The sequence below is a fragment of the Streptomyces sp. NPDC014991 genome (assembly GCF_043080665.1).
Taxonomy (GTDB): Bacteria; Actinomycetota; Actinomycetes; order Streptomycetales; family Streptomycetaceae; genus Streptomyces.
Genome location: NZ_JBIBVY010000002.1, coordinates 216218 through 238045, shown reverse-complemented (window position 1 = coordinate 238045; position 21828 = coordinate 216218). Strand labels below are relative to the sequence as shown.

Here is a 21828-nt window from a genome sequence, read left to right as displayed (position 1 = left end):
CCCCGCGGATGACCACTCTCCGTAGGATGCTCGGCGTGGTTCGCTACAGCGAACCGCGGTTTTCAGGGGAAGCGATGGGGAGACGCAATGGACGCCGCACAGCAGGAAGCCACCACCAGAGCGCGGGAGCTCCAGCGGAACTGGTACGGGGAGCCGTTGGGGGCGCTCTTCCGTAAGCTCATCGACGATCTCGGGCTGAACCAGGCCCGTCTCGCGGCGGTCCTGGGTCTGTCCGCTCCGATGCTTTCGCAGTTGATGAGCGGCCAGCGCGCGAAGATCGGCAACCCCGCGGTGGTGCAGCGGGTGCAGCTGCTCCAGGAACTGGCGGCCCAGGTGGCGGACGGCAGTGTCAGCGCCGCCGAGGCGACCGAGCGCATGGACGAGATCAGGAAGTCGCAGGGAGGCTCCGTGCTCAGCAACACCACGCACACCACGGGCAGTTCCGGCGCCCCCACGGTCAAGCGGGTCGTCCGCGAGATCCAGTCGCTGCTCCGCTCGGTGGCCGCCGCGGGCGACATCATCGACGCCGCGGACACCCTCGCCCCGAGCCACCCCGAACTGGCGGAGTTCCTCCGCGTCTACGGTGCCGGCCGCACCTCCGACGCCGTCGCGCACTACCAGTCCCACCAGAACTGACGGCACGGTCCGCGCCACCGGCGGGGCGTCCGGGACGGGAGGTCCGGGGCACAGGCGCCGGGGCCGAGGCGCGTATCCGCCGTCACATGGGTAGGGAAGGGGGGCGAGGGGCACGGGGGCCTCGCAGGGCCAGGGGGAGGAGCGGCGGCTGTCATGGGTGAGGTCTTCGCCGGCCGGTACGAGCTGGCCGACCCGATCGGGCGCGGTGGCGTGGGCGCCGTGTGGCGGGCCTGGGACCACCGCCGGCGGCGGTACGTGGCCGCCAAGGTCCTCCAGCAGCGCGACGCCCACTCCCTGCTCCGCTTCGTCCGCGAGCAGGCCCTGCGCATCGACCACCCGCACGTCCTCGCCCCGGCCAGCTGGGCCGCCGACGACGACAAGGTGCTGTTCACCATGGAGCTGGTCGGTGGCGGCTCCCTGGTCCACCTGGTGGGCGACTACGGCCCCCTCCCGCCCGCGTTCGTGTGCACCCTGCTCGACCAGTTGCTGTCCGGGCTCGCCGCCGTGCACGCCGAGGACGTCGTTCACCGGGACATCAAGCCCGCCAACGTGCTCCTGGAAGCCACCGGTACCGGCCGGCCGCGGCTGCGGCTGTCCGACTTCGGCATCGCCATGCGGCTGGGGGAGCCCCGGCTGACGGAAACCAACCTCGTGGTGGGTACGCCCGGTTACCTCGCCCCCGAGCAGTTGCTGGGCGCCGATCCCGGCTTCCCCGCCGACCTGTTCGCCGTCGGCCTGGTCGCCCTGTACCTCCTGGAGGGCGCCAGACCCGACGCCAAGGCGCTCGTGCAGTACTTCCTGGAGCACGGGACGCCCGGTCCGCCCCAGGGCGTCCCGGAACCGCTCTGGCAGGTCGTCGCCATGCTCCTCCAGCCCGACCCGGCGGACCGTTTCCGCACCGCCACGGGGGCACGCAAGGCGCTCGTCGCCGCCGCGGAGCTCCTGCCGGAGCCCGGCCCCGACGACGAGCTCATCGAGATCTTCGACCAACTCGGTCCGCTGCCCCCGGGTTTCGGCCCCGAGGGCCCTCTGGTTCAGGCCTCCGGTGTGGTCCTGGAGACGGTCTCGGGGGCGGGCGCGCGGACAGTCCCCGAGGCGGCTCACCCGGCGGCCTCCTCGGGCGGCACCGGTCCCGGCGCCCGGCACGCGAGCACACCGGCGGGCACCGGCTCGACGGGCACCGGCTCCCTCTCCGACACCGGCAGCTTCCGCCTGCCCCCTCCCCGGCAGCCCCCGGCACCGGATCCACGTGCCGGCTCCGGCACCGCCGCGTACACCGCCCGCAATTCCCGGACTCCGCCTCGGACACCTCCGCCGGTCCCGGCAGCGGCGGCGCCCTCCGCCCGGCGGCACCGCGGCCGGCGCGCGGCCCGCCGCCCCGGCCCCCCGGCCCGCGTCGCGCTCCCGGTCCTGCTGCTGGCGCTCGTCTGCTACGCGGTCGGTTTCTGGGCGCTGACCCGTCTCTGAGCCCGCCGGGCCGCCACCGTCCAGCCGCCGAGGAACAGCAGCAGCGCGGTTCCCCCGCCGATGCCGCCCACGGCGACCAGCGTCGTCGTGAGGTCACCGCCCTCCCCCGTCGCCCCGGTCAGCGCGGCCGCCCGGTCCTGCCCGGTGACCGTGAGGACGCCGTCCGGGACGGGCCGCCCGGCGTACCCCGGTCCCGGGTGCGCCTGTCCGCCCGTCCGGACCCGCAGGGTCACCTCGAACGGCCCCGGCCCGAACGTGCCGGCCGTCCGCGCGCTGAGGTGCAGCACCAGGTAGTAGTCACCGGCGAAGCGGACGGAGGTCACCGCGGTGGGGACGGCGTACCGGTTGGCGTACTCCACCGGCGGGAGCGGCTGGAGGGCGGCGGGCCCGGCGGTGCCGGTGTAACCGACGGAGGCGTCGTCGACGTAGCCGCGGACGGGGTTGTACAGGGAGAGGTTCAGGGCGCCGCCGACGTAACCGTGCCCCGGGGAGTCACCCAGGGACGCGGAGGCGTACAGCTGCCGGCCCCAGTCGAGCGGCACCTTGTAGAACCGGGTCTGTCCGGGTTCCAGGCGGGTCCGCCAGACGCCCTGGCCCAGCGGACGCGCCGCGGCGAAGCCGGTGCCGCCGGAGCGGTCGCGGGGCGTGGCGGTGAGAGGCCCGGGGGTGGCGGAGTCCCAGGCCCGGGGGGCGGTGGTGGCACCCGTCCGCGCCAGGGCCGGTTCCGTGGCGGGCGCGATCTCCAGATCCCACGCGCCCGCCGGGGCCGCCGCGTGGGAGCCCTGGGCGTCGAGGCGTTCGACGAGGAGGTAGTAGGTGCCCGCGCCCTGGCACAGCGATTTCCCGGCCTCACGCTGTCCCAGGGCCGTGACCGGGCGCGGGCTGAGCCCGGCGCCGAAGCGGGCGGAGGCGTAGGAGCAGGACGTGCCGTGCGCGTCCCTGACCGAGACGCGGATGCCGTCGGTGGCCGAGACGGTGGCGTCCGCCGGCGGGACGGCGGTGACGGGGACGTACGCGGTGTCCCCGGCGGCCAGCTCGAGCCGGTAGTAGAGCCTGCCGTTGCGCGGGAGGGTGCCGCGGTAGGTGCGGCCGGGGTCCAGCAGGGCGGCCCCGGCGGTGCTCCGCGCGCCCGCGACCGCCCGGGCGCCCGGGGCGAAGGCGTACGGCCCCGGGTGCGCCCCGGCGGCTGCCGCGGGCGGGGCGGCCGGCAGCACGAGGGCGGCACCGACGGCCGGCAGAGCGAGGGCGGCACGGACGGCCGCCGGCACGCACCGGCGGGGGCCCCGCCACCACGCCGTGCGCGCACGCGCGCCCCGCCACCACGCGGCCGGCATGCGCGCTTGCCGCCACCACGCCGTGGGCCCCGGCACGAGCCGCCACCGCGCCGTACGTCCTCGCACGTGCCGCCACCCCCGGTTCTCGGTCCGTCCCCGCCGTCCGCGTCCCATCCTGCCCCGGCCGCGCCTGCGCCGTCCGGGGCATGCGTACGGCCGTCCGAAAAGCCCGCCGCCGCCCGGCGCCCCACCGGGCCACCCGCCGGATCGCCCTACCCCAGGCGCCGGCACCCCGCAACACGGGACACCGCCCGGCGCCGCGGCACGCGGATCCCGGCAGCGCGGGCCCCGGGAACGCGAGACCCCGACCGCGAAGGCGGCCGGGGTCGGTTCAGCTGGGGTGTGGGGGACTCACGAACCCGTGGGCACGGAGTCAGTCGCCTCCGTCCACAGGTCCTGCTCGGCGCGATCCGCCTGGATCTGCCGGTACACGAGGAGCCCGCCGATGGCGGCCAGTGCGACCAGGAGCAGCTTCTTCACCGCGCGACCTCGTCTTTCCTTGACGTAAGGGACCTCTGGCGCCCGACTATACACACCGACCGATATCGATCGGTGACCTGCGTCGGGGCCCAACTCCCCGCCTTCGGCAGCACCGAGGTTCTCCGTCCCCGTGCACCCGTCCGGGTGGTGTTCATCGGAACATCGACGCGCCACGGCCGTCGGTCCACCACTTCGCGAACCTCATACACATCATGAGGAAAGTACGCAAATCGCCCGACCCGAAAGTGAGGGGCCATGACCCAGAACAAGGTCATGAAGCTGTGGACCGCCATCGTCACCGCCTTTCTCGCGCTGTGCACGGCGCTCGGACTCGTCACCGCCGGCACCGCGACGGCCGCCGCGGCCGGACCCCGGACCGAGAGTCCCCGCACCGGCTCCGCGCAGCAGTCGGCACCGACGATTCCGGTGACGAGCCACTGGGCCTGGTCCCACGGCAGTGCCCTGCCCCCCACGATGAAACAGCGGATCCGGGCCGAGGCCCACGGAAAGGCCCCGCGCTGCCGGCAGCGCCCCCGCACCGAGACGCGTACGGACACGACGGCCACCGACGACACGGCGGAATTCCTCGTCTGCTGATCCGGTCCTGACGCAGTACCGCAACGTCTCGACACCACGGCGACTTGCGTACGCACCAGTCGACACGGAAGACCCCCGGCCGGGCTCGGCCGGGGGTCTCGCGCTGTTCCCGACCCACATCACGGGCGTGCCCGGCCCGTACGTCATGCTTGTACGACACCGACCCGCGGCCCCGGAAGGTGGTGAGTGCCGCCGTGAACCGGCGCGTCACCGTTGTCACCGCTGTCCACGGCCCGTCCGCCCGTTTCCTGCCGGACGCCTACGCCTCCCTGTGCGGCCAGCGGCTCCCCGACGGCTGGGAGTGGCAGTGGGTCGTCCAGGAGGACGGCTTCACGGACGAGGTCCGCCCGTACGTCCCGGACGGCGACGCGCGCGTGACCTTCCGTCAGGGACGGCCCGGCGGACCCGGAGTCGCGCGGACGATCGCGCTGGCCCGCGCCGAGGGCACGTACGTCAAGGTCCTGGACGCCGACGACCGGCTCACACCGGGCGCGCTCGCCCGCGACCTGGCCGTGCTGGAGGCGGACCCGGCCATCGGCTGGACCACGTCCCGCGTCCTGGACCTGCTGCCCGACGGCTCCACGGCCGGCTTCCCCGGCGACCCGGACGACGGACCGCTCGAACGCGGTGCCGTCCTCGACCACTGGCGGCGCAACGACTTCCGCGCCCCGGTCCACCCCGCGACCCTCTGCGTCCGGCGGGAGCTGCTGACCGCCCTGGGCGGCTGGATGGCACTGCCGGCCTCCGAGGACACCGGCCTGCTCCTGGCGCTGAGCGCGGTGAGCCGCGGCTGGTTCTCGGCCCGGACCGGCCTGCTGTACCGCAAGTGGGAGGGGCAGGTCACGGGTCAGGCGCCGCACGGGGATCCCGTCGAGCGCGCGGCCCGCACGGCGGTCGCGGAGGCCCGGGCCCGGGACCTGGCCAACCTGGGCTGGAGCTATCCGCCCGCCGCGCCGACGCCGCCCCCTTCCGCCCCGGCTACGACGTGACGTCCTGCTCCGTGCAGACGATCGCCTGCGAGGGACACCGCTCGGCCGCCTCCCGGATCGCCGCCCGGCTCCGCGGGTCCGCGGCGGCCTGAGCGCCACCGGGCCGTACGACGCCGTAGCCGTCCTCGAACGCGAACACGGCCGGCACCCGGTGCGCGCACTCCGCCGAGCCGTAGCACAGGGAGCGGTCGACCAAGACCTGCATACGTCCTCCAGCCGTCAGCGGTGCGTTCGGTGACCCGACCCCCGACCCGTCCCTGCCCGGCAGAGCACCCGCCGAACCGCCCCCGCACCCCTCGGCCCCTCGCCACGGCATGTCCGCGCGCCCTGCCCGCCCGGCACCGGTCCCTCCCCTCGTGGGGACCGGTGCCGAACGGTGCGGGGCTGTCGGCCCGCGCCAGGACGGCGTACCGGCGCGGGTCGAAGAAGGGAGCCGGTTGCGGAGCGCCGGCGGGGTCTTTCACCCGCCGGTGTCGTCGCCGTTCCCTGTCTGGGGCGGAAGTTGACCGATAACGTTCGGCGCCAGGGGCCGCCTTCTCCGGGTACGGGGCCGGTGGCCTGTCCGGACGCTGTGTGACCGATCCGATACCGGGTTCGGATCCTGCCATCTGTTACCGCCTCCGAGGAGGCTCCGGTCTCCACTCCAGCCCTTCTCCCCAGGTCAGACGTATAGGGTGAGTTTTCCGGTCCGGACGTCCTGGGGTGGGGGGAAGTAAGGGGTGGGACCTTGAGTTCCGACTCAGGGGCACGCACAGCTTTCGCCGAACGCCTCGCGCTGCTGTACAGGGAGGCCGGCAACCCTCCCCTCAAGAGCGTCGCCGAGGCTGTCGTACGGCTCCGGCGGGTCGACGAACGCGGCCGTCCCGTGCGGGTGTCCGCGCAGCGGATCAGTGACTGGCGCCGGGCCAGGAACGTACCGGCCCAGTTCGCCGCCCTCGCGGCGGTCCTCCAGATCCTGATCCCGGAGGCCCGGCGCCTGCGTCCCACACCCGTCTCCGCCGGCCTGTACGACCTCGCTCACTGGCAGCGGCTGTGGGAACGCGCGCTCGCCGGCCCGGTCGGTGACGGTCCCGCGCCCGAGGCCGAGAAGAACCGGCGGCCACCGGCCCAGGCCCCGCCCGTCGCCGAAGTCGTGTGCCCGTACCGGGGACTGGCCCCCTACCGGCAGGAGGACGCGCGGTGGTTCTTCGGCCGGGAGCGCAGTACGCGGGCACTCGTGGACCAGCTGCGCGCCGCCGAGCGGTCGGGCGGGCTGGTGATGCTGGTCGGCGCCTCCGGAGCGGGTAAGTCGTCCCTGCTCAACGCCGGCCTGGTGCCCGCGGTCCGCGCCGGCGCCCTCGGGACGCACACCGACGGGACGCCTGCCGCCGGGACGCCGGTGGCCGACGGCGCCGCCACGGCCTCCCGGACCGCTTCCCGGACCGCTTCCGGGGCCGGTCCCGCCGCCACGTCCCGGACCGCTTCCGGAAAGATCACGTCAGCCACCGCCCCCACGGGGCCGCCCACGACCCCCGCCGCCCGCACCGCTTCCGGCACCGGACCGCCCGCCGCGGGCGCCGACCCGGCCGGCGCCGTCCTCCAGTTCGTCCCGGGCGCCGACCCGCTGGCGGAGCTGGTCCGCCGGATCCCCGACCTCGTCCCCGTCGCCGCCGACGCGCGCCGGGCCGAGCAGGAGGCGACGGAGAACCCGGCGGCGCCCGGCTCCGACGCCCCGCACCTCACCCGGGCCGTCCGTGAGGCGGTCACCGCCTGGGCACGTCGCGAGACCCCCGGGAACACCCGGACGGTCGTCATCGTGGACCAGTTCGAGGAGGCCTTCACCCTCTGCCCCGACGAGGCGGACCGGCGCACCTTCATCCAGCTCCTGCACGCGGCCTGCACCCCCGGCGCCGGCTCCGACGGGCCGGCGCCCGTCCTCGTCGTCCTCGGTATCCGCGCCGACTTCTACGAGCAGTGCCTCGGCTACCCGGAACTCGCCGAGGCGCTCCAGCACCGCCACATGGTGCTCAGCCCCCTGACCAGCGGTGAGCTGCGCGACGCGGTGACCGGTCCGGCCAGGGCCGTGGGTCTGGAGCTGGAGTCCGGGCTCGTCGAGCTGATCGTGCGCGAGGTGAGCGCCGACGGACCGCGCGGAGCGCACGACGCGGGCGTGCTGCCCCTGCTGTCGCACGCCCTGCTGGCGACCTGGCAGCGCCGGAAGGCCGGACGGCTGACGCTGGCCGGTTACCGCGCGGCGGGTGGCATCCAGGGCGCGGTGGCGGCGACCGCCGAGCGCGCCTGGTCCGGCCTGGACCCCGCGGCCCGTACCGCCGCCCGGCTGCTCCTGCTGCGCCTGGTCCGCCTCGGCGAGGACATCCAGGCCACCCGCCGGCGCGGCACCCGACGGCAGCTGGCGGAGGAGTCCGCGGACCCCGGCAAGACGGAGGAGTCCCTCGAGGCCCTGGTCCAGGCCCGGCTCGTGACGCTGGACGCGGACACCGTGGAGATCACCCACGAGGCGCTGCTGCACGCCTGGCCCCGGCTGCGGCACTGGATCGACGAGGGCCGCGGCGACCACCTGGTGCGCCAGCGGCTGGAGGAGGACGGCCAGGTCTGGGAGAACACGGGCCGGGACAGCTCACTGCTGTACCGGGGGACCCGGCTGGAGAAGACCCGCGACTGGGCCCGTACGACGGGGGACACGAGTCTGACCCGCAGCGCGGTGGAGTTCCTGGCCGCGTCGGTACGGCTGCACCGGCGCACGGTGTGGCTGAGCCGGGCCGCGGTGGCGGCGCTGGTGGTACTGGCGTTGCTCGCGGCCGGTTCCGCGGTGATCGCCTGGAAGCAGCGCGACGACGCCGTGTTCGAGCAGGTGCTCGCCGAGGCCGACCGGGTCCAGCACACGGACCCGTCCCTGGCCGCCCAGCTCGACCTGGTCGCCCATCAGCTGCGTCCCGGTGACGAGGGCACGTACAGCCGCCTGATCTCGATCGTGAACGCGCCCCTCGCCACCCCCCTGACCGGCCACACCGGCGCCGTCTACCTCACCTCCTTCAGCCCCGACGGCCACACCCTGGCCACCGCCAGCTACGACCGCACGGTCCGGCTGTGGAACGTCACCGACCCGCACCGCCCGGTCCCGCTCGGCAAGCCCCTCACCGGGCACACCAGCTGGGTGAGCAGCGCCGTCTTCAGCCCGGACGGGCACACCCTGGCCAGCGCCGGCGACGACGGCACCATCCGGCTGTGGAACGTCACCGACCCCGCCCGCCCCGTACCGCTCGGCACGCCGCTCACCGGCCACGAGGGCACCATCTACCTGGTCGCCTTCAGCCCGGACGGGCACACGCTGGCCTCGGCGGGCGAGGACCGCACCGTACGGCTGTGGAACCTGGCCGACCCGCACCGGCCCACCCCGCTGACCACGCTGCGCGGCCACAGCGCCGCGGTGCGCTGTGTGACGTTCAGCCCGGACGGGCGGACGCTCGCGACGGGCGGCGACGACGACACGGTCCGGCTGTGGGACGTGTCCACCCCGCGCAGGCCCGAACCGGTCGGGGCCCTGCGGGGCCACACCGGCCTGGTGCACACGGTGGCCTTCAGCCCCGACGGCGCCACCCTCGCCAGCGGCAGCGCGGATGACACGGTGCGGCTGTGGCACGTCACCGACCCGGGCCACGCGGCAGCGGCCGGCCCGCCGCTGACCGGCCACACCGGGCCGATCTGGTCCGTCGCGTTCAGCCCCGACGGCGGCCGGCTGGCAGCCGCGAGCGCGGACAGCACGGCGAGCCTGTGGAACGTCAGCGACCCGGCGTCCCCGTCCCAGGTCGGCGAGCCGCTCGCAGGCAGCAGCGGCGAGATGTACGCCCTGGGGTTCAGCCCCGACGGACGGACCCTGGCCACCGGCAGCGGGGACGGCAAGGTGCGCCTGTGGTCGGTCCCCACCTCGGACATGATCGGCCGGAGCGGGGCGTTCCGTCCGGACGGCCGGGTCCTGGCCACGGCCGCCCGGGACGGCCGGCTGCGGCTGTGGAACGTGGCGCGGCCCGGCCGGCCCGTCCCGCTCGGCGAGCCGTTCATGCGCGCCGACGGCGGCCAGCGTTCCCCCGTGTTCTCCCCCGACGGCCGCACCCTCGCCGTCCTCACGGGCGACGAGGCGGTGTACCTGTGGAACGTCACCGACCCCGCCCACCCGGTCCCCGCCGGCCCGCCGCTGCGCCTGCGGACCCGCTTCATGGGCCCCGACGCCCTCGCCTACAGCCCGGACGGCCACACCCTGGCCACCGCCTACGACGACCGCACCATCCGGCTGTGGAACGTCACCGACCCCGCGCGTGCGGTACCCCTCGGCAAGCCGCTCACCGGCCACCGGGGCTTCGTCAACACCCTGGTCTTCGCGCCCGACGGCCACACCCTGGCCAGCGGCAGCGCCGACAGCACGATCCGGCTGTGGAACGTCACCGACCCCGGCCACCCCGGGCGGCTCGGCACCCCGCTCACCGAGCACTCCGGGCCCGTCAACGCCCTCGCCTACAGCCCGGACGGCCACACCCTGGCCAGCGGCAGCGACGACGACACCGTGCGTCTGTGGAACGTCACCGACCCGGCCGCTGCCAGCGCGCGGGGCGCCCGCCTCACCGGCCACACCGAGGCGGTCACGTCCCTGACCTTCGGCCCGGACGGCCACACCCTGGCCAGCGGCGGCAACGACAACACGGTCCGCCTGTGGAACGTCTCCGACCCCGCCTCGGCGACCCCGATCGGCCAGTCGATGAGCCCCAACGCCAAGACGGGCAACTTCCTGTCCTTCAGCCCCGCGAGCCGGGTCCTCGGCGTCTCCAGCGGCACCGACACGGTCCGCCTGTGGAGCCTGGACGCCGACGCGGCGATCCGGCACATCTGCTCGGTCACCCGGAACGTACTGACCGAACACAAATGGCACGAGTACCTGTCGCGCCTCTCCTACGACCCCCCGTGTGGTCGATGATCGGCCAACGTACCGGGATTCCAGCGGACTTGCCCCACGGAACCGACAACCTTGTTACCCTTGGCCATAGCCCGATCGCTGGTGCATCCCCCGTCGCCAGCGGTCGGGCACTCGCGTGTCGACGCCCGCACGAGCCCGCCGACGGTCCCCGCGCGACCCGGATACCGAGAACCCCCCACCGCGATCGGCCGGGGGACTCAGAGCAGGGGGACGCCCCTGACGCACCCGCCGGCGCGCTTCAGTTCGCGTGCGGCCGACCGTCACGGACCCATGTCACCAAAGTCAGAACCGCGGTGACGTACATCAGGACACTGAAGGTGGCTACAGATTCGACGTACTCCTCGTAGCCGCCTGCGCGAAGCCGGAGTGCGAGGGAACCAAGCGCGGTCCCAAACGCTGCGGTGGCGACGGCCATGGCGACGAACGGGCCCTTCGTCATCGGTACTTCCCCCAAGCCATGAGACGACTGATCACCATCGACACTACATGCAGCGCGCAACCGGGGACGAGGCCGGCGAGAGGCTCGGCAAGCTCCAGGAGCAGGAGCAGGAGCAGCAGCGGAACGGCGTCCCGGTGGGCTGGACGCCCGGCGAGTGGCCGGCCTACTGGCCGGCGCACCTCGGCAGGCCCGGCGACCCTGCCGGCCGAGCTTCTGGAAGAGCCACGCATCGGCTGATGTCAGCCATGGATGGCAAAGACCCCCAGCCGGTATCGGCTGGGGGTCTTCTCGCATGTGGGGCTAACAGGATTTGAACCTGTGGCCTCATCCTTATCAGGGATGCGCTCTAACCAACTGAGCTATAGCCCCGCCGCGCTCTGCGGTGTATGTCCCGCGCGCTGACTCCTGAAGATTAGCGCACGACCGCGTCAGTCCCAAAATCGGTTGTCGGGGGTCGTGGGGCCGTGCGACCGCCGGTGGTCACTCGTCCTCCGCGAGGGTCAGCTCGACGCCGCCCACGAAGCCCGCGGACAGGTTGTAGACGAACGCGCCGAGCGTCGCCAGCGCGGTGGCCAGGACCACGTCGATGACCGCGATGACGATCGTGAACATCAGGACGTGGGGGAGGGACAGGAACGCCTGGAGGTCGAAGCCGTTCGCCTCGTTGGAGCCGGTCGCCTCCGAGATCGTGCCGCCGACCGTCGAGAACACGCCCATCGCGTCCATGACCATCCACAGCACCGCCGAGGCGACCACCGTGCAGATGCCGAGCGCGATGGAGAGCAGGAAGCTGACCTTCATCACCGACCACGGATCGGCCTTCGCCACCCGCAGCCGCGCCTTGCGGGTGCGCGGCGTCGTCCCCACCCCGGTGCGGGGCTTGCGCATCGCACCGGCGGGGGCCTGCGCCGGGTAGGCCTGCGGCGGGTGGTACGGCCCGCCGTCCGGCTCCGGACTCCGCTCACCGGGAAGCGGCGACGCCGGCTGCGCCTCACCGGCCCGGACCGGGCCTCGGGTGTCCGTCACGGTTCCCCCCTGGGGCTCCTGCTGGGTTTCCTGCGCGCCGGACGCCTCCGGCGCGGAAGCCTTCACCGGCTTCAGGTTCGTCGTGTGCGGGTCGCCGGAGGTTTCCGCACGCGCGGCGGAGCCACGGCCGCCGCCGTCCGTTCCCGTACCCGTGGAGGTACCGGCCGATCCGGCGCCCGTGGCTCCGCTCACGATGACTCTCTCCTCGTGCTACTCGGCCGAGGGCGCCTCACCCTCGTCCGTGCCGGTCGTCGCGGCACCTTCGGCGGTCTCGTCCACGGCCACGTCGCCGTCGACTTCCTCCGCCTCGCGTCCCGCCTCGGCGTTACGTGCGATACCGACCACGGCATCGCGCTTGCCCAGGTTGATCAGCTGGACGCCCATGGTGTCACGGCCCGTCTCCCTGATCTCGTTGACTCGCGTACGAATCACACCGCCGGAGAGCGTAATGGCGAGGATCTCGTCGTGCTCCTCGACAATCAGCGCGCCGACGAGCGAACCACGGTCCTCCACGATCTTGGCGGCCTTGATGCCGAGGCCGCCGCGGCCCTGGACGCGGTACTCGTCGACGGCGGTCCGCTTCGCGTACCCGCCGTCGGTGGCAGTGAACACGAACGTACCGGGTCGCACCACATTCATCGAGAGAAGCTCGTCGCCCTCCCGGAAACTCATCCCCTTGACGCCGGAGGTGGCGCGGCCCATCGGGCGCAGGGAATCGTCCGAGGCGGTGAACCGGATCGACTGTGCCTTCCTGCTGACCAGCAGCAGGTCGTCGTCGGCCGAGACGAGTTCCGCACCGATCAGTTCGTCGTCGGTACCGTCCTCGCGCTCCCGCAGGTTGATCGCGATGACACCGCCGGAGCGCGGCGAGTCGTAGTCCTTCAGCGGCGTCTTCTTCACCAGTCCGGACTTGGTGGCCAGCACCAGGTACGGCGCCGCCTCGTAGTCACGGATCGCGAGGATCTCGGCGATCGCCTCGTCCGGCTGGAAGGCGAGCAGGTTCGCCACGTGCTGTCCGCGCGCGTCCCGGCCGGCCTCCGGCAGCTCGTACGCCTTGGCCCGGTACACCCGGCCCTTGTTGGTGAAGAACAGCAGCCAGTGGTGGGTGGTGGAGACGAAGAAGTGGTCGACGATGTCGTCCTCCTTCAGCTTCGTCCCGCGCACGCCCTTGCCGCCGCGCTTCTGCGCCCGGTAGTCGTCCGTCTTCGTCCGCTTGACGTAACCGCCGCGCGAGACGGTGACGACGATGTCCTCCTCGGCGATCAGGTCCTCGATGGACATGTCGCCCTCGTACGGGATCAGCTTGGTCTGCCGGTCGTCGCCGTACTTGTCGACGATCGCGGTCAGCTCCTGGCTGACGATCTCGCGCTGGCGGACCGGCGAGGCGAGGATCGCGTTGTACTCGCCGATCTTCGCCTGGAGTTCGTCGTGCTCCTGGACGATCTTCTGGCGCTCCAGGGCGGCCAGCCGGCGCAGCTGCATCTCGAGGATGGCGTTGGCCTGGATCTCGTCGATCTCCAGGAGGCCCATCAGGCCGGTGCGCGCGACGTCGACGGTGTCACTGCGCCGGATCAGCGCGATGACCTCGTCGATGGCGTCCAGGGCCTTCAGCAGACCGCGCAGGATGTGCGCCCGCTCCTCGGCCTTGCGCAACCGGAAGCGGGTCCGGCGGACGATGACCTCGATCTGGTGCGTCACCCAGTGGCGGATGAACGCGTCCAGGGACAGCGTGCGCGGCACGCCGTCGACCAGCGCCAGCATGTTGGCGCCGAAGTTGGTCTGGAGGTCGGTGTGCTTGTACAGGTTGTTCAGCACGACCTTGGCGACCGCGTCCCGCTTCAGGACGATCACCAGACGCTGGCCGGTCCGGGACGACGTCTCGTCACGGACGTCCGCGATGCCGCCGATCTTGCCGTCCTTGACCAGGTCGGCGATCTTCTGCGCCAGGTTGTCCGGGTTCACCTGGTACGGCAGCTCGGTGACCACCAGGCACTGGCGGCCCTGGATCTCCTCGACCTCGACCACCGCGCGCATCGTGATGGAGCCGCGGCCGGTGCGGTACGCCTCCTCGATGCCCTTGCGGCCGACGACGAGCGCGCCGGTCGGGAAGTCCGGGCCCTTGATGCGCTCCATGAGCGCGTCCAGCAGCTCCTCGTGCGACGCCTCGGGGTTCTCCAGGTACCACTGGGCGCCGGCCGCGACCTCGCGCAGGTTGTGCGGCGGGATGTTGGTCGCCATGCCGACCGCGATACCGGCCGAGCCGTTGATCAGCAGGTTCGGGAAGCGGGCCGGCAGAACGGTCGGCTCCTGGGAGCGGCCGTCGTAGTTGTCCGTGAAGTCGACGGTCTCCTCGTCGATGTCACGGACCATCTCCATCGACAGCGGCGCCAGCTTGCACTCGGTGTAGCGCATCGCCGCCGCCGGGTCGTTGCCCGGGGAGCCGAAGTTGCCGTTGGAGTCCACCAGCGGCATCCGCATCGACCACGACTGGGCGAGGCGCACCAGCGCGTCGTAGATCGAGGAGTCGCCGTGCGGGTGGTAGTTACCCATGACGTCACCGACGACACGGGCGCACTTGTAGAAGCCGCGCTCGGGGCGGTAGCCGCCGTCGTACATCGCGTACAGGACGCGGCGGTGGACGGGCTTGAGGCCGTCGCGGACGTCGGGCAGCGCGCGGGAGACGATGACGGACATCGCGTAGTCGAGGTACGAACGCTGCATCTCCGTCTCGAGCCCGACGGGCTCGACACGCATGGTGATTTCGCCGCCCTCTTCGGGGGTGACGGGAGTGTTCTCGTCGGCCATTGCTGGTGAAGATCCTTCCTGGTGCGGTCAGCTGAGACCGACTCAGATGTCGAGGAAGCGGACGTCCTTGGCGTTTCGCTGGATGAACGCGCGGCGGGCCTCGACGTCCTCGCCCATCAGGACCGAGAACAGGTCGTCGGCCTGGGCGGCGTCGTCGAGGGTGACCTGGCCGAGGACCCGGTGCTCCTGGTCCATGGTGGTCACGCGCAGCTCCTCGGCGTTCATCTCGCCGAGACCCTTGAAGCGCTGGATCGAGTCCTCGCGGATGCGCTTGCCGCGCTGCCGGCCCATCTCGATCAACGCGTCACGCTCACGGTCGGAGTAGGCGTACTCGATGTCGTCCCGGCCCCACTTGATCTTGTACAGCGGGGGACGGGAGAGGTACACGTGCCCGGCCTCGACCAGCGGCCGCATGAAGCGGAACAGGAAGGTGAGCAGCAGGGTGCTGATGTGCTGGCCGTCGACGTCGGCGTCCGCCATCAGGATGATCTTGTGATAGCGGAGCTTCTCGATGTCGAAGTCCTCGTGCACACCCGTGCCGAAGGCCGAGATCAGCGCCTGGATCTCCTGGTTCTGGAGGATCTTGTCGATCCTGGCCTTCTCGACGTTCAGGATCTTGCCGCGGATCGGGAGGATCGCCTGGTACTGCGGGTTGCGGCCGGACTTGGCCGAGCCGCCGGCGGAGTCACCCTCGACGATGAAGATCTCGCACTTGGTCGGGTCGTTGGACTGGCAGTCCGACAGCTTGCCCGGCAGGGACGCCGACTCGAGCAGGCCCTTGCGGCGGGTCAGGTCGCGGGCCTTGCGGGCCGCCACGCGCGCGGTGGCCGCCTGGATGCCCTTGCGGACGATGTCCGCGGCCTCGACCGGGTTGCGGTCCAGCCAGTCGTTGAGGTGCTCGTAGACCGCCTTCTGCACGAAGGTCTTGGCCTCCGTGTTGCCCAGCTTGGTCTTCGTCTGGCCCTCGAACTGCGGCTCGCTCAGCTTCACCGAGATGATCGCGGTCAGACCCTCGCGGATGTCGTCACCGGTGAGGTTGTCGTCCTTCTCACGCAGCAGCTTCTTGTCGCGCGCGTACTTGTTGATCAGCGAGGTCAGCGCCGCACGGAAGCCCTCCTCGTGCGTACCGCCCTCGTGGGTGTGGATGATGTTCGCGAAGGAGTACACGCCCTCGCTGTAACCGCTGTTCCACTGCATGGCGACCTCGAGGGACAGGCTCTTGTCCCTGTCCTCGGCCTCCAGGTCGATGATCGTGGGGTGGACCGCCTCTCCCTTGCGGGAGTTGAGGTACTTCACGAAGTCGACGATGCCGCCCTCGTAGTGGTACGTGACGGTCTTGACCTCGGCCTTCTCGTCCGCACCGGCCTCGTCCGCACCGGTGACGGCCTTCGCCGACTCGCGCTCGTCGGTGAGCCGGATCGTCAGGCCCTTGTTGAGGAACGCCATCTCCTGGAAACGCCGGGACAGCGTCTCGAAGGAGTACTCGGTCGTCTCGAAGATGTCCGCGTCCGCCCAGAAGGTGACCGAGGTGCCGGTCTCCTCGGTCGCCTCGTGCTTGACGAGCGGGGCCGTCGGCACGCCCATCTTGTACTCCTGCGTCCAACGGTGGCCGTCGGTCCTGACCTCGACGGAGACCTTGGACGACAGGGCGTTCACCACGGAGACACCGACACCGTGCAGACCACCGGAGACCGCGTAGCCACCGCCGCCGAACTTGCCGCCCGCGTGCAGCACGGTCAGCACGACCTCGAGGGCCGGCTTGCCCTCGGAGGGCACGATGCCCACCGGGATGCCGCGGCCGTTGTCGATGACGCGCACACCGCCGTCGGCGAGGACGGTCACGTCGATGGTGTCCGCGTAACCGGCCAGCGCCTCGTCGACCGAGTTGTCGACGACCTCGTACACCAGGTGGTGCAGACCGCGCTCGCCCGTGGAGCCGATGTACATGCCGGGGCGCTTGCGGACCGCGTCCAGCCCTTCGAGCACGGTGATGGCGCTGGCGTCGTAAGAGGCGGAGACGGTGGCCTCGCCGCTCGCGCGGACCTGGGGGGCCTCGCGGTGCACGCCGGCGTCGGTGGACGGGATGTTCTCGTTGGGGTTGCCGGAATCGGCCACGAAGCGCCCTTTCTGGCACAGCACGAGCCGGGCTCGTCGGCAGGTTGCCGGAGCGGCTGCGGCATGTTGCGTTGGTAAGCCTTGATCAGCGTTGCTCAGCTTTTCCCGGGCGGTCCCCACGTGGGGGCGGGATTGTCTTCCAGTCTACCGGTAGCGCTGACATCGTTGGGGGTTTGCCGGTACCTGAGTCCCCATGTGCCGCCCTCAACCGGTCTCCGCCGGGTCCCGATATACGGATGGGGGCTCCAGGGGGCTCACGGCGGCACTCAGAGCCTTGAGCCCTCAACCCTTGGCCACTCCCGGGTCAGATGGCGGTCCGCACCTGTGCACGGGGGTGATCCGGGCCCGGGCGCGGGGCCACGACGGCGCCGCACGTCCGGCCCGCACGTGAGGTACGTCACCTCGGCGCCGACCGGACTCAAGGGGTGCTTCTCCGGGGTCCCGGACGTGCCCACAGGGGGTGTGCGCCGTGGTCCGGGCCGTGCCCCGGCGAGCCGGCGCCGGCGCCCCCGGGCGCGCCCCCGGCGCCCCGTCCGGGTGTCACCCGTATCCACGGAGCGCCCGGGCCGGTGTCCCGCCGGTACCCCTGCGGCGTCCCTGCCGCCGGCTCAGCCGTAGGTGTCGCCGGGGCCCGTGCTGCCCGGCGCCCGCAGGGGGCCGTAGCGGCGGGCGGGGCCGCCCGGGCCCTGCACCTTGATCAGCCGGACCGCGCCCTGCCCGAGGTCCTTGTTGAGCCGGGCCACCAGCTCCGGCGCGAGCAGCCGCAGCTGGGTCGCCCAGGCCGTCGAGTCGCACTGCACCGTGAGCACCCGCTCGTCCTCGTCGTACCGCTGCGGCACACAGTGGTTGGCCAGGTCCTCGCCGACGATCTCCGGCCAGCGGCCCATCACCCCGCCCACCGCGGCGGGCGTCTCCCAGCCCCGCTCGGTGATCAGCCGGTTGATCGCCGCGCCGAGCGCCAGCGGATCACGGCCGTCGGCGCGCGCGCCGGAGCGCAGACCACCGCCCCGCCGGGCCTGCTTCTTCTGCCGTGCCGCGTCCCCACGCGCGCGTGCCTGCTCCTTCGCCGCGCGCAACGCCACGCGCGCGAGGTCGACGCCGGAGGGCTCCGTCCTCCCCTGGGCCTTCACCGGGTTCTCTCCCGGGTTCTTCCCCGGTTCCTTGGGGGCGGGTCCTTCAGGGCTCATACGCGCTCCACCGCCCCGTCGGCCACCGTGTACCGGGCGCCGGCCAGCACGTGCGGGACGTCGTCGTCCACGGCGGCGGTGACCAGCACCTGCTCACCGGGCGCGACCAGCTCCGCCAGCCGTTCCCGGCGGCGGGCGTCCAGCTCGGCGAAGACGTCGTCCAGGATCAGCACCGGCTCGTTGCCCTCGGCGCGCAGCAGGTCGTACGAGGCCAGCCGCAGCGCCAGGGCGTACGACCAGGACTCGCCGTGCGAGGCGTACCCCTTCGCGGGCAGCTGCCCCAGCTTCAGCAGCAGGTCGTCCCGGTGCGGTCCCACCAGCGTGACTCCCCGCTCGATCTCCTGCTTGCGCGCCTCGGTGAGGGCCGCCGTCAGCTGGACGTACAGCTCCTCCCGCCCGTGCGCCTCGCCGGGCGCCGACGGCTTGTACTCCAGTGCGACCGGGCCGCCGCCCGGGGCCAGCTGCTCGTACGCCTTGTCGGCCAGCGGTTGCAGCGCGGCGACGAGGTCCATCCGCTGGGCGAGCAGCTCCGCGCCCACGCGCGCGAGGTGCTGGTCCCACACGTCCAGGGTGGACAGGTCCATGGACCGCCCACCGTGCCGGCGCGCGAGCGCCGCCGACTTCAGCAGGGTGTTCCGCTGCTTGAGCACCCGCTCGTAGTCGGAGCGCACGCCCGCCATCCGCGGGGACCGCGCGGTGATCAGCTCGTCGAGGAACCGCCGCCGCTCCCCGGGGTCCCCCTTCACCAGCGCGAGATCCTCCGGCGCGAACAGCACGGTCCGTACGATTCCCAGCACGTCCCGCGGCCTGACCTGCGAAGACCGGTTGATGCGGGCGCGGTTGGCCCGGCCCGGGTTCAGCTCCAGCTCGATCAGCTGCTGCCGCTCGCCCTGCCGGACCTGCGCCCGGACGACCGCCCGCTCGGCGCCCATCCGGACCAGGGGCGCGTCGGAGGCCACCCGGTGACTGCCCAGCGTGGCCAGGTACCCGACCGCTTCCACCAGGTTGGTCTTGCCCTGGCCGTTGGGGCCGACGAAAGCGGTGACGCCCGGGTCGAGCGGGACCTCGGCCCGGGCGTACGAACGGAAGTCGGCCAGCGAAAGATGCGTGACGTGCATGGTCGTTCCGCCGACCTCCCTGCTCCTGTGGCGGCTACTTCTTCTCTACGGCGTGGCCGCCGAACTGGTTGCGCAGCGCGGCGATCATCTTCATCTGCGGCGAGTCGTCCTGCCGGGAGGCGAACCGCGCGAACAGCGAGGCGGTGATCGCGGGCAGCGGCACCGCGTTGTCGATCGCGGCCTCCACCGTCCAGCGTCCCTCACCGGAGTCCTGTGCGTAACCGCGCAGGCCTTCCAGGTGCTCGTCGTCGTCCAGGGCGTTCACCGCGAGGTCCAGCAGCCAGGAGCGGATGACGGTGCCCTCCTGCCAGGAGCGGAAGACCTCGCGGACGTTGTCCACGGAGTCGACCTTCTCCAGCAGCTCCCAGCCCTCGGCGTAGGCCTGCATCATCGCGTACTCGATGCCGTTGTGGACCATCTTCGCGAAGTGGCCCGCGCCGACCCGGCCGGCGTGCACCGCGCCGAAGTCACCCTCCGGCTTGAGCGCGTCGAAGACCGGCTGCACCTTGGCGACGTTCTCGGCGTCGCCGCCGTACATCAGCGCGTACCCGTTCTCCAGGCCCCAGACGCCGCCGGAGACGCCGCAGTCGACGAAGCCTATGCCCTTGGCGGCCAGCTCCCCGGCGTGCTTCTCGTCGTCCGTCCAGCGGGAGTTGCCGCCGTCCACGACCACGTCACCGGGCTCCAGCAGCTCGGCGAGCTGGTCGATGGTCGACTGCGTGGGCTCACCGGCCGGGACCATCACCCAGACGACGCGCGGTCCGCTGAGCTTGCCCACAAGCTCTTCCAGGCTGTGGACATCCGCGAGGTCGGCGTTACGGTCGTATCCGAGGACGGTGTGGCCCGCGCGGCGGATCCGCTCGCGCATGTTGCCGCCCATCTTGCCGAGGCCGACGAGACCGAGCTCCATCAGTTGTGTTCCTTAGGTCGCTGTGTGGCGTGACAGGCACCGGAGTGCCGTGCCGAGCCTAAACCCGCCCGGTCACGCACAGCTGTGGGCATAGGTGCTCATCCGTAGCCCCTCACCTGCGGATTCCCTCCACAGGCCGGGACGGTTCTCCACCGGCCTGTGGACGACCACCGGCTCAGCCGCTGAGCCGCACCGGCATGATCAGGTACTTGTACGCGTCGTCGGCCTCCGCGTCCACCGCCGGCCTCCCGCTGAGCAGCGCCGGCTTCGTGGACGTCGTGAACGACAGCTGGGCCACCGGGGAGTCGATCGCGCTCAGGCCGTCCAGCAGGAACGTCGGGTTGAAGGCGATCGAGATGTCGTCGCCCTCCAGCTGGGCGTCGACCCTTTCCACAGCCTGTGCGTCGTCGCTGGACCCGGCCTCGAGGATCAGCACACCCTGCTCGAAGCTCAGCCGCACCGGGGTGTTCCGCTCGGCGACCAGCGCCACGCGCTTGACGGCCTCCACGAAGGGCGCGGTCTCGATCACGGCGACGGAGTTGAACTCGGTCGGGAACAGCGTCCGGTACTTCGGCAGGTCGCCCTCGAGCAGTCGCGTGGTCGTACGCCGGCCCGCGCCCTCGAAACCGATCAGGCCCTCACCGGCACCGGAGCCGGACAGCGCCAGCGTGACGCTGTCACCGGCACCGAGCGACTTGGCGGTGTCCAGCAGCGTCTTGGCGGGGATCAGGGCGACCGCGGAGGCGTCCGGGTTCTCCGGCTTCCACAGGAACTCGCGGACCGCGAAGCGGTAGCGGTCGGTGGAGGCCAGGGTGACCGTGTCGCCCTCGATCTCGATGCGGACACCGGTGAGCACCGGGAGCGTGTCGTCACGGCCGGCGGCGATGGCCACCTGGGACACGGCGGCGGCGAAGACCTCACCCGGGACGGTGCCGGTCGCGTTCGGCATCTGCGGCAGCGCCGGGTACTCCTCCACCGGCAGGGTGTGGAGGGTGAACCGCGAGGAGCCGCAGACCACGGTCGCCCGTACACCGTCTGTGGAGATCTCCACCGGCCGGTTGGGCAGGGCCCGGGAGATGTCGGCCAGCAGGCGGCCGGAGACGAGGACGGTGCCCTCCTCCTCGACCTCCGCGTCGACGTTCACGCGGGCGGAGACCTCGTAGTCGAAACCCGACAGGCTCAGCTGGCCGTCCTCGGCCTTCAGCAGAAGGCCGGCGAGGACAGGCGCCGGCGGACGGGCCGGGAGGCTGCGTGCCGCCCAGGCCACTGCCTCCGCGAGTACGTCGCGTTCCACCCGGATCTTCACCGTAAGCCGCCTCCTGCTGTTGCTACTGAGTCCTCCGACTCGGTGTCACCGCCCACTGCGACGGGCGGAGCACCGGGGACCAGTCTGACGCACAGCACTGACAGTAGGTGCCCGTCGGGGTCAAGTCGGTCCGGGGGGCAGCCGGGCTCGAGGCGGCGAGTTGTGCACAGGCCCCACTTCGAAGCGGTTTCCCAGCTATCTCTAGTCGGGAGTAGTAGTAGGGGCTGTGGATACCGTGGATAACTACGTTTGCCCAGTTCAGCGCGGGAATTTTATCCACCGGGCCTGTGGGTGGAGCCGGTGGACAACCAGGCCTGTCTGTGGAGAACAAAAAGTTCTGCACACAGCGCCCACAGGGTGAGGGCAGTTCTCCCCAGCTGTGTCCCCAGGAATACCCGGGTTTCCCACACCCCAATCCAGCGGCCTCGTGTGACGCCTTTCACTCGACGTGGT

Annotated in this window: 16 protein-coding genes and 1 tRNA gene; 5 read left to right on the top strand and 12 right to left on the bottom strand. The window is 72.1% G+C overall.

The genetic code is table 11. The features are described from left to right. The first annotated feature begins 87 nt into the window (after positions 1 to 87). On the top strand, positions 88 to 636 hold the full coding sequence (locus tag ACF1BE_RS05095; RefSeq protein WP_392197584.1) for a helix-turn-helix domain-containing protein: 549 nt from the start codon (positions 88 to 90) through the stop codon (positions 634 to 636). Between the two features lie 153 nt (positions 637 to 789). Further along, complete coding sequence (locus ACF1BE_RS05090) at positions 790 to 2103, top strand: serine/threonine-protein kinase (protein WP_392197583.1); 1314 nt, start codon at positions 790 to 792, stop codon at positions 2101 to 2103. Here ACF1BE_RS05090 and ACF1BE_RS05085 read toward each other — a convergent pair. Further along, on the bottom strand, positions 2067 to 3437 hold the full coding sequence (locus ACF1BE_RS05085) for a hypothetical protein (RefSeq protein WP_392197582.1): 1371 nt from the start codon (positions 3435 to 3437) through the stop codon (positions 2067 to 2069). The genes ACF1BE_RS05090 and ACF1BE_RS05085 overlap by 37 nt on opposite strands. 351 nt (positions 3438 to 3788) lie before the next feature. After that, positions 3789 to 3917 carry a DLW-39 family protein gene (locus ACF1BE_RS05080; RefSeq protein WP_003999697.1) on the bottom strand — a complete coding sequence of 43 codons (129 nt, stop codon included), beginning with the start codon at positions 3915 to 3917 and terminating at the stop codon, positions 3789 to 3791. Between the two features lie 255 nt (positions 3918 to 4172). Here ACF1BE_RS05080 and ACF1BE_RS05075 point away from each other — a divergent pair, with 255 nt between their 5' ends. Both ACF1BE_RS05075 and ACF1BE_RS05070 read left to right on the top strand, forming a co-directional pair. Continuing rightward, positions 4173 to 4514, top strand: coding sequence for a DUF6344 domain-containing protein (locus ACF1BE_RS05075; RefSeq protein WP_392197581.1), 342 nt, complete (start codon positions 4173 to 4175; stop codon positions 4512 to 4514). A 182-nt stretch (positions 4515 to 4696) separates the two neighbouring features. Then, entirely contained in the window at positions 4697 to 5503 is an 807-nt protein-coding gene (locus tag ACF1BE_RS05070) for a glycosyltransferase family 2 protein (protein ID WP_392197580.1), read from the top strand. On the opposite strand, the gene ACF1BE_RS05065 is transcribed toward ACF1BE_RS05070, so the two are convergent. After that, complete coding sequence (locus tag ACF1BE_RS05065) at positions 5493 to 5708, bottom strand: ferredoxin (protein WP_392197579.1); 216 nt, start codon at positions 5706 to 5708, stop codon at positions 5493 to 5495. The genes ACF1BE_RS05070 and ACF1BE_RS05065 overlap by 11 nt on opposite strands. A gap of 522 nt (positions 5709 to 6230) precedes the next feature. On the opposite strand from ACF1BE_RS05065, the gene ACF1BE_RS05060 reads away from it, so the two are divergent. Beyond that, positions 6231 to 10469: an NACHT and WD repeat domain-containing protein gene (locus ACF1BE_RS05060; RefSeq protein ID WP_392197578.1), complete on the top strand. Its 4239-nt coding sequence runs from the start codon at positions 6231 to 6233 to the stop codon at positions 10467 to 10469. A 238-nt stretch (positions 10470 to 10707) separates the two neighbouring features. Here the strand turns inward: ACF1BE_RS05060 and ACF1BE_RS05055 are convergent, their stop codons facing one another. The 9 genes from ACF1BE_RS05055 to dnaN form a co-directional block, all read right to left on the bottom strand. Beyond that, positions 10708 to 10884, bottom strand: coding sequence for an SCO3870 family protein (locus tag ACF1BE_RS05055; RefSeq protein WP_392197831.1), 177 nt, complete (start codon positions 10882 to 10884; stop codon positions 10708 to 10710). A gap of 319 nt (positions 10885 to 11203) precedes the next feature. Next, a tRNA-Ile gene (locus tag ACF1BE_RS05050) sits at positions 11204 to 11277 on the bottom strand. Between the two features lie 111 nt (positions 11278 to 11388). Then, complete coding sequence (locus ACF1BE_RS05045) at positions 11389 to 12126, bottom strand: DUF3566 domain-containing protein (RefSeq protein ID WP_392197577.1); 738 nt, start codon at positions 12124 to 12126, stop codon at positions 11389 to 11391. A gap of 18 nt (positions 12127 to 12144) precedes the next feature. Beyond that, complete coding sequence (gene gyrA, locus ACF1BE_RS05040) at positions 12145 to 14739, bottom strand: DNA gyrase subunit A (protein ID WP_392197576.1); 2595 nt, start codon at positions 14737 to 14739, stop codon at positions 12145 to 12147. Between the two features lie 42 nt (positions 14740 to 14781). Further along, positions 14782 to 16878 carry a DNA topoisomerase (ATP-hydrolyzing) subunit B gene (gene gyrB / locus ACF1BE_RS05035; protein ID WP_392197575.1) on the bottom strand — a complete coding sequence of 699 codons (2097 nt, stop codon included), beginning with the start codon at positions 16876 to 16878 and terminating at the stop codon, positions 14782 to 14784. 584 nt (positions 16879 to 17462) lie between these two features. Next, a complete protein-coding gene (locus ACF1BE_RS05030; protein WP_392197574.1) occupies positions 17463 to 18041 on the bottom strand; it encodes a DUF721 domain-containing protein in 579 nt (192 codons plus the stop codon). Next, complete coding sequence (gene recF, locus ACF1BE_RS05025) at positions 18038 to 19159, bottom strand: DNA replication/repair protein RecF (RefSeq protein WP_392197573.1); 1122 nt, start codon at positions 19157 to 19159, stop codon at positions 18038 to 18040. The genes ACF1BE_RS05030 and recF overlap by 4 nt, the downstream gene beginning before the upstream one ends. Positions 19160 to 19193: 34 nt before the next feature. Continuing rightward, positions 19194 to 20069: a phosphogluconate dehydrogenase (NAD(+)-dependent, decarboxylating) gene (gene gnd / locus ACF1BE_RS05020; RefSeq protein ID WP_392197572.1), complete on the bottom strand. Its 876-nt coding sequence runs from the start codon at positions 20067 to 20069 to the stop codon at positions 19194 to 19196. Positions 20070 to 20244: 175 nt separating this feature from the next. Then, positions 20245 to 21375, bottom strand: a complete 1131-nt coding sequence (dnaN, locus tag ACF1BE_RS05015) for a DNA polymerase III subunit beta (RefSeq protein WP_392197571.1) — start codon at positions 21373 to 21375, stop codon at positions 20245 to 20247. Between the last annotated feature and the right edge of the window lie 453 nt (positions 21376 to 21828).

Excerpts from the sequence above, each read along its gene's own strand:
- ACF1BE_RS05095 (WP_392197584.1), top strand. The coding sequence starts at position 88 with ATGGACGCCGCACAGCAGGAAGCCACCACCAGAGCGCGGGAGCTCCAG.
- ACF1BE_RS05090 (WP_392197583.1), top strand. The coding sequence starts at position 790 with ATGGGTGAGGTCTTCGCCGGCCGGTACGAGCTGGCCGACCCGATCGGG.
- ACF1BE_RS05085 (WP_392197582.1), bottom strand. The coding sequence starts at position 3,437 with ATGCCGGCCGCGTGGTGGCGGGGCGCGCGTGCGCGCACGGCGTGGTGG.
- ACF1BE_RS05075 (WP_392197581.1), top strand. The coding sequence starts at position 4,173 with ATGACCCAGAACAAGGTCATGAAGCTGTGGACCGCCATCGTCACCGCC.
- ACF1BE_RS05065 (WP_392197579.1), bottom strand. The coding sequence starts at position 5,708 with ATGCAGGTCTTGGTCGACCGCTCCCTGTGCTACGGCTCGGCGGAGTGC.
- ACF1BE_RS05055 (WP_392197831.1), bottom strand. The coding sequence starts at position 10,884 with ATGGCCGTCGCCACCGCAGCGTTTGGGACCGCGCTTGGTTCCCTCGCA.
- gyrA (WP_392197576.1), bottom strand. The coding sequence starts at position 14,739 with ATGGCCGACGAGAACACTCCCGTCACCCCCGAAGAGGGCGGCGAAATC.
- ACF1BE_RS05030 (WP_392197574.1), bottom strand. The coding sequence starts at position 18,041 with ATGAGCCCTGAAGGACCCGCCCCCAAGGAACCGGGGAAGAACCCGGGA.
- recF (WP_392197573.1), bottom strand. The coding sequence starts at position 19,159 with ATGCACGTCACGCATCTTTCGCTGGCCGACTTCCGTTCGTACGCCCGG.
- gnd (WP_392197572.1), bottom strand. The coding sequence starts at position 20,069 with ATGGAGCTCGGTCTCGTCGGCCTCGGCAAGATGGGCGGCAACATGCGC.